The organism is Blastomonas ursincola (assembly GCF_013607875.1).
In the GTDB taxonomy this organism is placed as follows: Bacteria; Pseudomonadota; Alphaproteobacteria; order Sphingomonadales; family Sphingomonadaceae; genus Blastomonas; species Blastomonas ursincola.
In genome coordinates this window covers 874,942-888,636 of the sequence record NZ_VDES01000001.1, presented here as the reverse complement: position 1 = coordinate 888,636, position 13,695 = coordinate 874,942, and the positions used below count along the sequence as shown (strand labels likewise).

The following is a 13,695-nucleotide window of genomic DNA, read 5'->3' as shown; positions in this document are numbered from 1 at the left end:
TGCGGTCCGCGCCCCTTTTTTGTGCCATTCGCTCAGAACATCGGGTGCGGATTGGCGGACGTGGTGGGCATGGGTTGCAATATGTCCCAATGCTCGACGATCTTGCCGTCCTTCAGCCGGTAGATGTCGGCCACCGCCGCGCCCGGCGTGGCAGGATCGCCGCGGCCGAACAGATGGATCGCCGCCAGATCGCCATCGACCAGGATGCGCTTCACCTCGAAGCGCGCCTCGGGCCGGGAAAACATCGGCGTCAGCGCCCTGATCGCCGCCTCCCGGCCATCGGATATCCCCGGATTGTGCTGGATGTAATCCGGCGCGACATGCTTTTCGAACGCCTGGCGCACGTCGCGCTCGGTATAGAAGAGCCGCGCAAAATCCTCGACGATTGCGCGGTTCGCCTCGGTCGGGCTGGCCGGTGGCGCGGTCGTGCAGGCGGATGTCAGCGCGGCGGCCATGACGAGGATCAGGGCCTTGTTGCGCATCATGCCGCTCCTTCCGCCGGGGCCGTGCGCAGGGCATCCACCTTGTCGCGATTGATCCTGAACGTGCTGACCAGCCACGCCATCGCGCCGCCCGCCAGCGTCACCAGCGCCAGCACGAACCAGGCGAGCGCATCGACCTTGTCCTGCGGCATCGCCTCGACGGGCAGGCCGACCGGAAAGTCGATCACGCCCAGGAAAGATCCCGCCAGCAGCGCCACCGCGCCGCTGCCCAGCTGCAGGCCGATGAACATGAAGCTGGCGACCAGCCCCTGGGCCGGGCGGCCGGTATCATAGGTGTGTTCGTCGCCGATTTCATAGGTGATGACGTTGAACGGCACGACATACAGGCCATAGGCGAGGCCGCCCAGAAACCTCAGGGCGGCGATCAGCGCACCGATCGCCGCCGTCCCCGCTGCCGGGGCGAACCCGCCAAGCGGTAGCAGCACCGCGAGCGCCTGCACCGCGAAAAAGCCGCACAGCCCGATGACCATCGCCTGACGGGTCGAGAAGATCCTGAGGAACAGCGGTGCCAGCAGCATGGCCAGCATCGATCCGAAGGTGGCCGCCATCAGCAGGCGCGGGGTCCAGCTGGGGTCGAGCTGCCAGAAATAGGTGGCAAGGTGGAGCGTGAGCTGGTTGATCACCGAGTTCACGAACAGCACCAGGAATGCGACCAGCAGCAGCTTGCCGATATTGGGCGTGATGCGCACCGCGCGCACCAGGCGCAGCAGCACCGCGATCGGCCCGGTGCCTGCGTCGCTGTCGGGGGTGAAGCTCTCCTGCGCCTCGATCTGCCGGGCGCGGCGATAGGTGCCCAGCGCGCCGAGCAGCATCAGCGTGCCGCCCAGGATCGCGACGAACAGTCCGAATCCGGGATAGGGCGCAGGGTTGAGCTGCGCCTTGGGAAAGGCGGGGGAGGCGACGAAGAACACCTCGAACGCCACCGCCGGGACGGTGAGGATGACGAGCTGGTTGCCGATATTGCGCAGCACCGCGACCAGCCGCCGCTCCACCGTGTCGGTGGTCAGCTCTCCCCCCAGCGCATAGGCGGGCACCGTCCAGAACGAGATGCCGCAGCGCGCGAGAAGCCCCCAGCCGAGCAGCCAGGCGAGTATCTGCACCTGCGCCATGCCTGCAGGCGGTGCGAACACCATGGCGATGCCAATGCTGAACGGCAGGATCGCGGCGAACATCAGGCTGTGGCGGCGACCCAGCCGCGTTCCGGTTAAGCGGTCGGAAAACGCCCCGATCCAGGGATCGACCAATGTGTCAAAGACGATGATCACCGCGATCGCAATGCCGATCAGCCAGCCCGAAAGCCCCACGACCTGCGCATAGAAGAACAGCACGAACGCGTCCCAGGCGAAGGATTTCACCAGCTCCGGCATGGCGCAGACCATCCAGGCAAGGCGCTGTGGCCAGGTCAGCCGCTGCGCGATTGGGGGGGCGGATTCCATGGCCTCATCTCCTGATTCCGGCGCAGCTCTCCCGCCGCGTCATTATTAGAATCAGAACTCTAATTAAGCCTTGGCGATTGTCAATCCGCGCGCAGATAGGCCAGGCACATGCGTGCCAGCTCGCGCTTCATCAGGTTCCAGTCATAGGCATGGGCGGACTCGCCGGTCGATCCCAGGCTCAGCTGGCGGGCCAGCGTGGCGAAGATCACGTGATAACCCGACTGCGCCTTGACCTCATGGTCCCTGGCATCCTCGCCGCCGAACTCCGCAGCATGCGCCAGCATGGCCTGGGTCGCATCGGTTTCCGCGCGCAGCGCATATTGCTTGCCAGGGGCCGCGACCAGGGGATCATGTTCGGCGCGCATCATCGTGAGGCGCAGCAACGGGGCGTGCTTGCGCAGCACCTCGGCATAGCCTTCGACATATTCGAAGACAAAGCTGGCCAGATCCGCGCATTCGGCGCTCAGCCGCTGGACCATGGCTGCTTCCTCGGCGGACTGCTCCTCGAGCGCCTCGGCGATGACTCCGCGTACCAGATTGTCCTTGCTCTCGAAGCGCAGATAGATCGAGCCGATCGACACCTGGCCGCGCTCGCTGACTTCCTGCAGGGTGAATTCCTCGCTGCCACGCTCGAGCATCAGCTCGCGTGCGGCTTCCAGCATGCGCTTGAGCGATGCCAGCGAGCGGCCCTGTTGCGGCTTGCGGCTGACATCGGCGACCGCAAAGCCGTTCGCAGCCTCCTTCTTCTTCTTCTTCACGCTGCCGGGCATGGCGCGGCTCCTTGCGTGCAGAAAGGGGAGGGCAGGGGCAGGTTTGGCATCAAGTTTTCCGTCATCGCACCTTTACGTGGCAGCCGACATGCGGCGAAGATTAACTTTGTGCAACCGCGAAATGCGAGTCAAGGTTCCGAAGCCAGCATGCCGTTCACGTCAAGCCAGCGGTGAAAACCGTAAATCCAGTCGGTGCTGGTGGTTCCGGCGCGCCCGAGGCCGAAGCCGTGACCGCCATTTTGCAGGAAATGGAACTCCACCGGCGCGCCCGACTTGCGCCACGTGTCGATCAGCGCAAAGCCATCGCGGGCGAACAGCGGATCGTCCGCCGCGATCAGCGCGAACATCGGCGGTGCCTTGGCGGGCATCGGCACGGCCGCCTGCCGTCCATAGATCGGCGCGATAAAGGCAGGGCGTGCATCGGGCGCATCGGCGGACATGACCGACAGCGTCAGAAAGGCTCCGGCCGAAAAACCCATCATGCCGGTGCGCCTGGCGTCAATCCGATATTCGCTTGCATGCATCAGCACATGGCGCAGCGCCGCCTGTCCGTCGGCCAGCGCTTGTTGAGGGGTATCGGCGGGCGGGCGGAAACTGGCCTGGCCCCTGCCGGTTCGCACCGCCACCAGTTCGCGGCGGAAGGTCGCAGGGTCGGCCGGCGTTGGCAGCACGCGATATTTCAGCACGAATGCCGCGATGCCGTGATCGGCGAGCCAGCGGGCAACGCGAAAGCCTTCATCCTCGATCGCCAGACCCAGAAAACCGCCTCCGGGCGCCACGATCACCGCCGCACCGGTCGCGGATTGCGGATCGGGCAGGAAAGGGGTGAGCGTGGCCTGGCTGGTATTGCGCACCTGCAGCGCGCCATCCTGGCGGAACCATTCTTCCTGCGGCTGCCCGGGCCCAGTGCCGAGCACGATTTCACCCGGATAGTCGGCGCGCGCCGCTTCACTGAACTGGAAGGCAGGAACGTTCTGCGCCTGCACGGGCAGGGCGAGCGCCAGCGCCGTTGCGGAGACGAACGCGCGAATCATCATGCCCTGGCCACTTGCGGACGCGCAGCAAGGCTGGTGACAATCGCCAGCACCGCGCCGCCCAGCGCGACACAGCCGGCGATCAGGAAAGCGCCCTGCATCGATCCGGCGCTCGCATCGATCATGTGAACCATCCGTGGCGACTGCGACTGGCCCAGGAAAAAGGCGGCGGTCCAGATGCCCATTCCGGTGCCGCGATGGTGATAGTCGAACTTGGTCTGCGTCCAGTTGATCAGCGAAGGCACCGCCATGCCCGCGGCGGTCTGCTGCACGATCAGCGCAGCGGCCATGATCGCGGGCGTATGCGCAAGGCCCATGCCGGCCAGGCCCAGCCCCATCAGCGACAGGAACGTGCCCAGCTGCACTGCGTGGCTCCGATCCGACAGCAGCTTGAACAGGGCCGCGCCCGCCAGGATGAAGAATTGCGGGATGAAGATGATGGCCGCGTAATTCTGCGGCTCGGTCACGCCCACCTCGCGGAAGATCAGCGCGCCGTTGATGATGAACACGTAATAGAGCATCGAGCAGAACAGCGTCACCGTAGCGACCTGGACCAGGCTGATCAGCGGGAAGGGGGTTTTCGGCCCGTCGGGCGCAGCGGCGATGGTGACGCCCTTGTCCGCGGCCTTTTTGGGTTCGAACAGCCAGACGAACATCGCTGCCCAGATGGGGAAGGCGACGAGATAGACCAGGAACACGCCGTTCCACTGCACGGTCGTGGCGAAGCCGACGATCAGCGCGACGAACCCGGCGAGGAAGGGGCCGAGCAGCCCTTGCAGGAACAGCCAGTTCTTGCGGCCCTTGTCGTCCCAGTAATCGCCGATCAGCGTGTTCACCACGGTCAGGATGCCCGCTTCCGACACTCCGAGCAGCAGCCGCGAATAATAGATATGGTCAAGATCATTGAGGAACAGCGGGGCTGAGCCGAACACGCCGTAGAGCGCGGTGCACAAGAGCAGCAGCGAACGACGTCCGTAGCGGTCGACCAGCAGCCCCGCGAACGGCGCGATCAGCGCCATCGCCAGGCCCGGTGCGCCGATCATCGCGGGCACCTTGGCGCGCGCATCGGGATCATTGGCGAAATGCTGGATCATTGCAGGGACCGCAGGCCCCATGGCGACGATCGCGATGATCGGCAGGAAGGCCGCCAGCACCACGATGATGCCCTGCGGCTTGAGGGTGAGGTCCCGGTAAAAATTGGCCAATGCCTGCACTGCTCTCTCCTGCCGGCGATCCGGCTAGTTATTAGAATATGTATTCGAGTTTATGGCGCGTCGCTGCTCCGGTCAAGCCTCAGCTTTGCCCGCCACAGCCTTGCACACAACCTGCCTTGACGAGCGCGATCAGAGCAAACTAGAATATGTATTCGAAAATAAAAGGTAGGAGCGGATCGACGATGCGGCGTTTGCGAATGGGGCTTATCGGCGGCGGGCCGGGATCGTTCATTGGCCCAATTCACCGGATCGCAGCGGAAATGGACCGCGAGATCGAGCTGGTGGCAGGCTGCTTTTCCAGCGATCCAGGCAGCAGCCGCGAGGCGGGCGAGAGCTATCGCATCGACCCAGCACGCGCCTATCCCTCGCTCGACGCGATGTTCGCTGCCGAAAAGGCGCGCGACGACGGGATCGATTTCGTCAGCATCGTCAGCCCGAATCACCATCACCTGCCCGCGGCGCGCGCCGCGCTGGCGGCCGGCTTCCCCGTCATCAGCGACAAGCCTGCCACCTCGACTTTGTCAGAGGCGCAGGAATTGACCGCGCTAGTGGCATCTGCCGGGCTGCATTATGCGCTCACCCATACCTATACCGGCTATCCGCTGGTGCGCGAGGCACGGGCCAGGGTCGCGGCGGGGGCGCTTGGCACGATCCGCAAGCTGGTGGTCGAATATCCGCAAGGCTGGCTCGCGGGCGAGGCGGTGGGCAAGCAGGCCGAGTGGCGCACCGATCCCGCACGCTCGGGTCCCGGCGGCTGTATCGGCGATATCGGCACGCATGCCTTCCAGTTGGCCGAGTTCATCACCGGGCTCAAAGTGGTCGAACTTCTCGCTGATCTGGCGGCAGTCGTGCCGGGCCGACCGGTCGATGACGATTGCACCGTCCTGCTGCGCTACGACAACGGCGCGCGCGGCGTGCTGCTCGCCAGCCAGATCGAGGTGGGCGAGATGAACGGGCTTCGCATCCGCGTCTATGGCGACAAGGGCGGCCTCGTCTGGCGGCAGGAAGTGCCCAATACGCTGACCCTGCACAGCCTGGATGGCCGCACCGAGGTCGTCCATGCCGGTGGTCCGCAGCTCGGCCCCGATGCCGCCAGCCGCACGCGCACGCCGACCGGCCATCCCGAGGGCTATCTGGAGGCCTTTGCCAATATCTATCGCGATTTCGCCGCCGTGCTGCGCGGAGAATCCGCGCCGCTGCTGCCGGGCATCGAGGATGCGCTGCGCGGCATGACCTTTGTCGACACTGCCGTCCGCGCCAGCCGGGACGTTTCCGGCTGGGTGCCGCTCACCGTTTGAAAGGACATTCTCCATGAAGACCATCAAGGGCCCGGCGATCTTCCTCGCCCAGTTCGCGGGCGACGCCGCGCCGTTCAACAGCCTGGAAAGCGTCGCCGACTGGGTCGCGGGGCTGGGCTATGAGGGCATCCAGATCCCCAGTTGGGACGAGCGCCTGTTCGACCTGACGCTGGCTGCCGAAAGCCAGACCTATTGCGACGAGATCAGGGGCATGCTCGCCGACAAGGGGCTCGAGATTACCGAGCTGTCGACGCATCTGCAGGGCCAGCTGGTCGCGGTTCACCCGGCGTTCGACGCGCAGTTCGACGGCTTTGCCCCGGCATCGGTCCATGGCAACCCCAAGGCGCGGCAGGAATGGGCGGTGCAACAGGTGAAGAACGCCGCGATCGCCAGCCGCAAGCTGGGTCTGAACGCGCACGCGACCTTTTCCGGCGCGCTCGCCTGGCCCTATTTCTACCCCTGGCCTGCACGGCCTGCGGGCCTGGTCGAGGATGCTTTCGACGAGCTCGCCCGCCGCTGGAAGCCGATCCTCGACGTGTTCGACGAGAATGGTGTCGATGCGGCGTATGAAATCCATCCGGGCGAGGACCTGCACGACGGCGTGACCTTCGAGATGTTCCTGGAGCGCGTCGGCAACCATCCGCGCGCCAACATCCTCTACGATCCCAGCCATTTCGTGCTGCAGCAGCTCGATTACCTGGCCTATATCGACATCTATCACGAGCGCATCAAATGCTTCCACGTGAAGGATGCGGAGTTCCGTCCCAATGGCCGCAGCGGCGTCTATGGCGGCTATCAGTCCTGGGTCGACCGGCCCGGACGCTTCCGCAGCCTGGGCGACGGCCAGGTCGATTTCCCCGCGATCTTCAGCAAGATGGCGGCCAATGACTTTGCCGGCTGGGCGGTGCTCGAATGGGAATGCGCGCTCAAGCATCCCGAACAGGGTGCCGCCGAGGGCGCGCCGTTCATCGCAAAGCACATCATCCGCGTCACCGAACACGCGTTCGACGATTTCGCGGCAGGCGGCGCCGACCGCGCGCTCAACAAGCGGCTGATGGGGATCGACTGAGAGAGGCGCCCTCTGGACAGAAAAAGGCCTCCGGGATCGGACGATTCCGGAGGCCTTTGCGTGTCGTCAGCAGGCGATCAGGCGGCGAGCGCCAGGTCCTTGCTTGCCGTCATCGTCGGGACGAAGGGCAGGTACGAGATGCGCTTGCGCACCGCGACGGTCACCTTGTGGTCGCCGGGCGCTAGCTCTGCGCCCAGCACGCTGATCAGCGCCTTCTCGCCGAAATTCCAGCGATTGTCGTAGCAGGTTTCCATCTCGTCGAGCGTGTAGGTCGTGTCGCGCACGGTGAAGCGCACGGCCTCGCGCGGATAGGTGGTGCCGTCGACGGTGACGGCGATGTCCTCCACCATCGAGAGGCCGAGGCCCCGGTAATAGGGCAGGCGGGCTTCGAGAGCGAAGCCACCTTCGACAGCCTTGAGGCTGCCTGCGACGATCATCTTGTGGTCCATCATGGCTTTGGGTCTCCTCAGGCGGCCAGCGGGGTCTTCAGGGCGGGGGTTTCGGTCTCGCCCAGCAGGCGGGCCAGCATCACCTGCTGGCGGCGGACCTGTTCGACCGAATTGGGCTCTTCCACGTCCTCGATCCAGCGATTGCCTTCATATTCGGAGCAGATATAGCCCTTGTAGCCGCCCTGCTTGAGCACCTTGACGATCTCGTCATAGGGGATCGAGGGTTCGACATAATCCTCGGTCATCTCGTAGAACTTGCCATGGATGTTGTGGATGCGGTGCATGTAGTCGAGCATGCGCTTGGGCTCGAACGCGGCATTGTGGCGCAGCGTTTCGGCCATCGCGATCGCAGGACCCGTGCCGCCCATCTCGCGCACGTCGAGAATGACATATTCGGACAGCACGCGGTCCTCATAGGCCTTCTCGATATAGTCGGCGATGTTCTTGGGCACGCCCAGGCGCATGAACTTTTCCTTCCACACGTTCGGGAACTTGAACACGAACATGCCCATGTCGGGGAGGAAGCCCAGCGCGTCCGAACCCGACTTCTCGAAGGCCTCGGCATGGCGGATGATCCAGGGATGGTCGAAATGCAGCGGCGCGTGCACCTCGATCAGGATCTTGATGCCCTTTTCCTCGGCATAGGGTGCAGCGGCGACCAGCACCTCGGGCGTGATCGAGACCAGCGCGCGGATGAACTTGACGCCGAGCATGGCACCGAAGTCGATATCCTTCTTCACACTCGCCACCTGCTCGTCGAACGGCATCGGGCGGCCCTTGTAGCGCTTGTAGTCGAGCATGAAATCGTGGCTGACGCCGACGCCGCCGTAACGCTTCATGCTTTCGTGCCAGGCGGCGACATCGGCCTCGTTCACGCCGCATTCGGGCCAGCCCCAGAAGGACTGCTCGCCGATCACCTCGATGCCGTTGGCACCTAGTTCGCACGAGATGCGGATGCAGTCGTCGCGGGTCAGCGTGCCGTCAAAGGTGTCGTTCTGGTAGGAATAGAGGCTGACGCCTCTCTTGATGTCATAGGTCATTTCAAGTCCTCTCCACTGGGATCGCACGGGTCGAATCGGGAGAGTGCAGGGCCGCGCTGCGGCGGTTTGCCATGACCCTCTCCCTCGGGCCTGAGCCCTAATTAGAATTCATATTCGTATAAATCCGCGGCGAGGTCAACCCCCTTGATATGGCGGTTTTCCGGGCGATTCAGTGGATTGACAGAATTAGAATTATGATATCTATTTTAGCAAAAGAGACGATAACCGGGAGAGTCGAGTGCCTGTGCGGAGCCTGCTGACTGTGCTTGCGATTCTGATCGCAACGCTGCTCGCGGCGTTCTTCGCCTTTGTCGGCTATCACAAGGCTTTCGCTCCGCTGGCCGAACTGGCGCAGCACCGGGTGTGGACCCTGGCGCTGCCCGAATGGGCCGGTCGGGCGGTGGGATGGAGCGAGCTGCTGCTCGCTGCGGTCCTGCTCGGCTTTGCACTGCCCCGTTTGCGGCTCTGGGCCGCAGGCGCGGCGTTGCTGCTGATCATCAACCAGTGCGTGGCGGCCGCCGTTCACTGGTCGAGCGGCGAGGGCGATGCCCTGCCGCAAAACGCCGTTCTCGTCTTGCTGCTGGGTCTGGTCGGCCTGGTTGCGTGGCTTCAACAAAAACCAATGGGAGAGACATCATGACCATCCGCAAATTCCTGGCCGGCGCTGCAGCGGCCGCGCTCGCAACCGGTGCCCTTGCCGTTCCTACGGCCGCGGGCGCGCAGTCGGCCGATCAGCGCGTCGCCGCGCTCGAGAAGGAACTGGCCACGCTGCGCCAGACCACAACCGTGGCGCAGGATCGCGCCAAGGTGGAAAACCTGTTCTCGCGCTACATGTACCTGCACAACGCCTTTCGCGACACCGACATCATCCCGCTCTGGGCCAAGAAGGGCACGCCCGACGTACGTGCGCAATATTCGAACGTCGGCGTCTATACCGACTGGGACAAGATCATGTCCTATCACCAGGGTCGTCCTTCGCCGCGCGGCAAGCTGATCATGCACTTCGTCACCACCCCGGTGATCGAGGTCGCAGGCGACGGCCAGACCGCCAAGGGCCTGTGGATCGTCAACGGCATCGAATCGGGGCTGGTCGAGCCCGAGAATGCCAAGAACATGCCCGCCTGGATGTTCGAGAAGGAGCTGGTCAACGGCAAGAAGGTGTGGATGCACAATGTGTATCTGAAATACGGCGTCGATTTCATCAAGCAGGACGGCGAGTGGAAGATCTGGCACTTCCACTGCTTCGAGGTCGCCCGCGCGCCCTACAGCATGGGATGGATTCCCTTTGCCGCCGTCGCGCAGGATGACGCGTTCAACGTCGATCTGATGTATGTGGGCGAAGACGGCAAGCCGGTGTTCATGCCGCCGGTCGATGGCCCCGCCACGGTGATGAGCAACACCTATCGCACCGACAGCTCGCAGCGGCTCGAGGCACGTCCGCCCGAACCCTATCGCACCTTCAGCGAAACCTTCGCGTACTGATCCCCTGTCCAGGAAAGACCGAATTCATGGCCTTCGAACTCAGCGTAAACCTGGAATACATGTTCCACGAGGCCGGCGAGCGGCTGGAAGACCGCATGGCCGCCGCTGCCAAGGCGGGCTACCGCAAGGTGGAAATCTTCACCACCGGCAACCGCGACGTGCCCAGCCTCAAGGCCGCGCTGGCCGAGACGGGGTGCGAGTTGCTCGCCACCGTTACCGATCCGCGCATCGCGCTGGTGATGGCCGATCAGCACGACCGCTTCCGCGAGATGTTCGCGCAGGCGGCGGCCGAGGCGGCGGAACTGGGCGCGACCAATATCGTCGTCCCCTCCGGCATTGCCGTGCCCTACATGAAGCGCCCGCCGCAGCTCGACATCGTCGCCGGAGCAATCGGCAGCGTCGTCGAGACGGCGCAGGCGCATGGGCTGACCATCCTGCTCGAGCCGGTGAATACCCGGGTCGATCATCCCGGCGTGCTGTTCGGCATGACCGAGGATGCCGTGGCGGTGATCGAGAAGATCGGCAGCCCGCACATCAAGCTGCTCTACGACGTGTACCACTCGATCACCGAGCGCGAGGACCCGTTCGAGGTGCTGCCCAAGGTGGCGCATCTGGTCGGCCATATCCAGATCGCCGATGCGCCCGGACGCGGCGAGCCGGGTTCGGGCCAGATCGACTGGTCGGCGATCCTCAAGCTGATCGAGAGCGTCGGCTATACCGGTGCGCTGGGCCTCGAACTGACCCCCAGCACCAGCGATACCGCCGTAGCGCTGTCGCATATCCGCGCGCTCGCCGCCTGACGGCCAGCCGCTCCAACGAGCTTCCCACTTGGGGTGCCCCGGCCACGGGCACCCCTTTTTTTTAGTAGTCCTTCGCCTCGTCGAGCACCGGCAGCGTCACCTTGCCGGTCGCCGCCCATTCGGTGCCGCGCAGGATCAGCGTCTGCAGCGGATGGAAATGCAGGCTGACCTCGTCATGCCCGATCGTGATCGAGAAGACGCGGCCTTTGCCGTAATCCTGCACCCAGAGCTGCGGATGATCGGCATCGATACCCTTCATCGCCTTGAGTTTTTCCGGCGTATAGGCGGCGGCGGGATATTTGGGGCCAGTGATCTTGGGGTCATAGGCAGATGCCGCATCGTGCGCGGTGCCGAGCACGTGGATCTTCGCGTCCGGCGCGAACGACATGTTCGTGTACATGTCGTCGTTATAGGTCCAGATATACTCGCGAATGCCCTGGGTGATCGGGTGGCCGCGATCGATCAGCTTCACTGTGAACGCCCCCGGCGGCGCACGGCGGCTGGTGCCGGGTTCCATCACCGCGCCGATCAGCTTCTTGTATTCGGGAATCTCGCGTCCCCAGGTGAAGCTGGAATGATAGGCGACCAGCCCGCCACCCTCGCGGACATAGGCATAGAGCGCCTCGAAGGCTTCAGGCGACCAGATCTGCTGGACGGGATCGGCATAGTTCCAGCGGCTCGAATAGTTGAGCAGCACGACATCGTAGGCCTTGAGCATTGCGAGCGTGCCATGGTCGAAATCCTCGACCACGCGCACGTCGAACCGGCCGCTGTCGGTCATCAGCGCACGCAGCATGTTGTTCACGCCGGTCCAGTCATGCTCGTAGCTGTTGCGGCCCGAGATGATGAGCACCTTGAGCCGCTTTTCCGCCGGATTGACCGGGATTTTCACGCGCTGCACGGTTTCGGGCGGGCGATAGGGCACGGTGACGATCACCTGGGCTTCGGCGGCACCGGCGGTGACGATCAGAGCGGCGGCGAACAGGGACTTGCGCATCAGGCGGCTCCATCGAGGGCGAGCTGGGCACCTTGCGCCTTGCGCGGCTGCGCGCCCGGCCATGCCAGCACGATGCCGATCTGCACGAGCAGCAGGGTTATGATCCCGCCATAATAGCTCCAGCGGATCGCTGCGCGCGCACCATCGGTGACTGCGGCGGGATCATAATCGACCCCGGCCAGGATGAAGGCGATGCCCGCCGTGCCGAGCGCCATGCCGACCTTGGTGGCAAGGCTCACGCCCGCGGACAGCAAGCCCTCGCGACGCACGCCGAATTGTGCCTCGTGATAATCCACCGTCTCGGCGATCATCGCGAAGGCGGCGGTGGTGGTGACCGACGTGGCAAGGCATGCGGTGACGTAAATGGCAAGAAACACCGTCGGCTGGCCTTCGACCAGCGGCAGGATGGCGAACAGCAGGGCGGCGATGCCCAGCATCGCTACGCACCCGTTGCGGATGCCGGTGCGGGCGAGGATCGTGGGGGCGACGAACGCCGAGAGCAGCAGCATGCCCGCCACCGCGGGCAGCATCACGCCGATCATCCAGGGCGCCTGCATCACATCGATCGCGAAATAGGCGGTAATCGCCATCATCCCGCCAAAACGGACGAAATAGACCAGGCAGAACAGGAAGGAGACCAGCCAGGCCCGATTGCGCAGCATCTTGCCGATCTCCGGCAGGATGGGGAAGCGCGCCGAAGCATCGTCCACCACCCGCTCCTGGCAGTTGCGGAACAGGGCGAGGATGCAGATCATCGACAGCACGCTGAAGATCGCGGCGGCGGCGAGATAGCCGCCGGGCTGCTTTTCCCCGCCATAGGCCGCGAGGATCGGCTGCACCGCTGCTGTGCCGAGAACGACGCCCACCGAGGTGCCGATCGAACGCATGCCACCCAGCTTCAGACGGTCGCTGCGGTCGCTGCTCATCATCGGCAGCAACGCGCTATAGGGGATGGAGCCGAAGCTCATCACGATGCCGAGCAGCTTGAACGTGATGAAGGCATAGGCGAGTTGCGCGGTCTGGCTCCAGCCGGCGGGCACGGCGAAGGTCGCGACAAACAGCAGGGCATAGGGCAGCGCGGTGAACAGGAAATAGGGGCGGGTGCGTCCCCACCGGCTCCGCGTCCGGTCGACGGCAATGCCGACACCCATGTCGATCACCGCGTCCATCAATCGCGCCACGAGGAAGATCGTGCCGACGGCCGCAGCGGGCAGGCCCACGACATTGACATAATAGAGCAGCAGGAAGCCGCTCGCCATGTTGTAGGGCAGGCTGTAGCCCATATCGCCGAAGCCATAGCTCAGCTTTTCGGAAAACTGCAAACGTGTCCCGGACATGGTCTCTCTCCCATGTTGCGGCACCGATCAGCCTTGAGGCCTGGATCGCCTGGCAGCTCCGACTGGCTGCTATTTATTAGAATGGTGATTCGTATAAAGCTGCGCGACAGGGCTTGGCAACGCATTTTTTGCATAGGCTGTTGCGCGAATATCAAACGCGCCGACAGGTTTCGGCTGCAACCATGGGGCGCGAAATGGCGGTTTTCTGTTGGTTAGGGCACAGGGCATTCATGAAATGGATTGTCTGGGATAATTTCAATCGATTG

The 13,695-nt window shown here is 64.1% G+C and carries 14 protein-coding genes; 5 read left to right on the top strand and 9 right to left on the bottom strand.

Annotated features, from left to right (window positions below; translation table 11 throughout):
• Positions 1-32: 32 nt before the first annotated feature.
• From FG486_RS04140 to FG486_RS04120, 5 genes are all read right to left on the bottom strand, one after another.
• Positions 33-482 (bottom strand): nuclear transport factor 2 family protein, encoded by a 450-nt coding sequence (locus tag FG486_RS04140; protein ID WP_181266535.1) that lies wholly within the window; start codon positions 480-482, stop codon positions 33-35.
• Positions 482-1,939, bottom strand: a complete 1,458-nt coding sequence (locus FG486_RS04135) for an MFS transporter (protein ID WP_241695574.1) — start codon at positions 1,937-1,939, stop codon at positions 482-484. The genes FG486_RS04140 and FG486_RS04135 overlap by 1 nt, the downstream gene beginning before the upstream one ends.
• Positions 1,940-2,019: 80 nt before the next feature.
• The gene (locus tag FG486_RS04130; RefSeq protein ID WP_181266534.1) at positions 2,020-2,709 is read right to left on the bottom strand and encodes a TetR/AcrR family transcriptional regulator; all 690 of its coding nucleotides are present in this window, start codon (positions 2,707-2,709) and stop codon (positions 2,020-2,022) included.
• Positions 2,710-2,837: 128 nt separating this feature from the next.
• A complete protein-coding gene (locus tag FG486_RS04125) occupies positions 2,838-3,746 on the bottom strand; it encodes an alpha/beta hydrolase (protein WP_206678367.1) in 909 nt (302 codons plus the stop codon).
• Positions 3,743-4,957, bottom strand: a complete 1,215-nt coding sequence (locus FG486_RS04120; protein ID WP_181266533.1) for an MFS transporter — start codon at positions 4,955-4,957, stop codon at positions 3,743-3,745. The genes FG486_RS04125 and FG486_RS04120 overlap by 4 nt, the downstream gene beginning before the upstream one ends.
• Positions 4,958-5,139: 182 nt before the next feature.
• On the opposite strand from FG486_RS04120, the gene FG486_RS04115 reads away from it, so the two are divergent.
• On the top strand, positions 5,140-6,255 hold the full coding sequence (locus FG486_RS04115; protein WP_241695573.1) for a Gfo/Idh/MocA family protein: 1,116 nt from the start codon (positions 5,140-5,142) through the stop codon (positions 6,253-6,255).
• Between the two features lie 13 nt (positions 6,256-6,268).
• Positions 6,269-7,324, top strand: a complete 1,056-nt coding sequence (locus tag FG486_RS04110; RefSeq protein WP_181266532.1) for a sugar phosphate isomerase/epimerase family protein — start codon at positions 6,269-6,271, stop codon at positions 7,322-7,324.
• A gap of 77 nt (positions 7,325-7,401) precedes the next feature.
• Here the strand turns inward: FG486_RS04110 and FG486_RS04105 are convergent, their stop codons facing one another.
• Together FG486_RS04105 and FG486_RS04100 are read right to left on the bottom strand one after the other, a co-directional pair.
• Positions 7,402-7,776, bottom strand: a complete 375-nt coding sequence (locus FG486_RS04105; protein ID WP_066281885.1) for a C-glycoside deglycosidase beta subunit domain-containing protein — start codon at positions 7,774-7,776, stop codon at positions 7,402-7,404.
• A 14-nt stretch (positions 7,777-7,790) separates the two neighbouring features.
• Positions 7,791-8,813 (bottom strand): sugar phosphate isomerase/epimerase family protein, encoded by a 1,023-nt coding sequence (locus FG486_RS04100; RefSeq protein ID WP_181266531.1) that lies wholly within the window; start codon positions 8,811-8,813, stop codon positions 7,791-7,793.
• A gap of 244 nt (positions 8,814-9,057) precedes the next feature.
• On the opposite strand from FG486_RS04100, the gene FG486_RS04095 reads away from it, so the two are divergent.
• Genes FG486_RS04095 through FG486_RS04085 form a run of 3 tightly spaced genes read left to right on the top strand, consistent with a single transcriptional unit; the run spans position 9,058 to position 11,095 of the window.
• Positions 9,058-9,453 (top strand): DoxX family protein, encoded by a 396-nt coding sequence (locus tag FG486_RS04095; RefSeq protein WP_338401577.1) that lies wholly within the window; start codon positions 9,058-9,060, stop codon positions 9,451-9,453.
• Positions 9,450-10,295, top strand: a complete 846-nt coding sequence (locus FG486_RS04090) for a nuclear transport factor 2 family protein (RefSeq protein ID WP_082751129.1) — start codon at positions 9,450-9,452, stop codon at positions 10,293-10,295. The genes FG486_RS04095 and FG486_RS04090 overlap by 4 nt, the downstream gene beginning before the upstream one ends.
• 26 nt (positions 10,296-10,321) lie before the next feature.
• Positions 10,322-11,095, top strand: coding sequence for a TIM barrel protein (locus FG486_RS04085; protein ID WP_181266530.1), 774 nt, complete (start codon positions 10,322-10,324; stop codon positions 11,093-11,095).
• 61 nt (positions 11,096-11,156) lie between these two features.
• On the opposite strand, the gene FG486_RS04080 is transcribed toward FG486_RS04085, so the two are convergent.
• Positions 11,157-12,092: a ThuA domain-containing protein gene (locus FG486_RS04080; RefSeq protein ID WP_241695572.1), complete on the bottom strand. Its 936-nt coding sequence runs from the start codon at positions 12,090-12,092 to the stop codon at positions 11,157-11,159.
• The gene (locus FG486_RS04075) at positions 12,092-13,429 is read right to left on the bottom strand and encodes an MFS transporter (RefSeq protein ID WP_181266529.1); all 1,338 of its coding nucleotides are present in this window, start codon (positions 13,427-13,429) and stop codon (positions 12,092-12,094) included. Before FG486_RS04075 ends, FG486_RS04080 begins: the two co-directional genes overlap by 1 nt.
• Positions 13,430-13,695 lie beyond the last annotated feature (266 nt).

Excerpts from the sequence above, each read along its gene's own strand:
- FG486_RS04130 (WP_181266534.1), bottom strand. The coding sequence starts at position 2,709 with ATGCCCGGCAGCGTGAAGAAGAAGAAGAAGGAGGCTGCGAACGGCTTT.
- FG486_RS04090 (WP_082751129.1), top strand. The coding sequence starts at position 9,450 with ATGACCATCCGCAAATTCCTGGCCGGCGCTGCAGCGGCCGCGCTCGCA.
- FG486_RS04075 (WP_181266529.1), bottom strand. The coding sequence starts at position 13,429 with ATGTCCGGGACACGTTTGCAGTTTTCCGAAAAGCTGAGCTATGGCTTC.
- FG486_RS04110 (WP_181266532.1), top strand. The coding sequence starts at position 6,269 with ATGAAGACCATCAAGGGCCCGGCGATCTTCCTCGCCCAGTTCGCGGGC.
- FG486_RS04125 (WP_206678367.1), bottom strand. The coding sequence starts at position 3,746 with ATGATGATTCGCGCGTTCGTCTCCGCAACGGCGCTGGCGCTCGCCCTG.
- FG486_RS04135 (WP_241695574.1), bottom strand. The coding sequence starts at position 1,939 with ATGGAATCCGCCCCCCCAATCGCGCAGCGGCTGACCTGGCCACAGCGC.
- FG486_RS04080 (WP_241695572.1), bottom strand. The coding sequence starts at position 12,092 with ATGCGCAAGTCCCTGTTCGCCGCCGCTCTGATCGTCACCGCCGGTGCC.
- FG486_RS04140 (WP_181266535.1), bottom strand. The coding sequence starts at position 482 with ATGCGCAACAAGGCCCTGATCCTCGTCATGGCCGCCGCGCTGACATCC.
- FG486_RS04115 (WP_241695573.1), top strand. The coding sequence starts at position 5,140 with ATGCGGCGTTTGCGAATGGGGCTTATCGGCGGCGGGCCGGGATCGTTC.
- FG486_RS04105 (WP_066281885.1), bottom strand. The coding sequence starts at position 7,776 with ATGATGGACCACAAGATGATCGTCGCAGGCAGCCTCAAGGCTGTCGAA.
- FG486_RS04100 (WP_181266531.1), bottom strand. The coding sequence starts at position 8,813 with ATGACCTATGACATCAAGAGAGGCGTCAGCCTCTATTCCTACCAGAAC.
- FG486_RS04085 (WP_181266530.1), top strand. The coding sequence starts at position 10,322 with ATGGCCTTCGAACTCAGCGTAAACCTGGAATACATGTTCCACGAGGCC.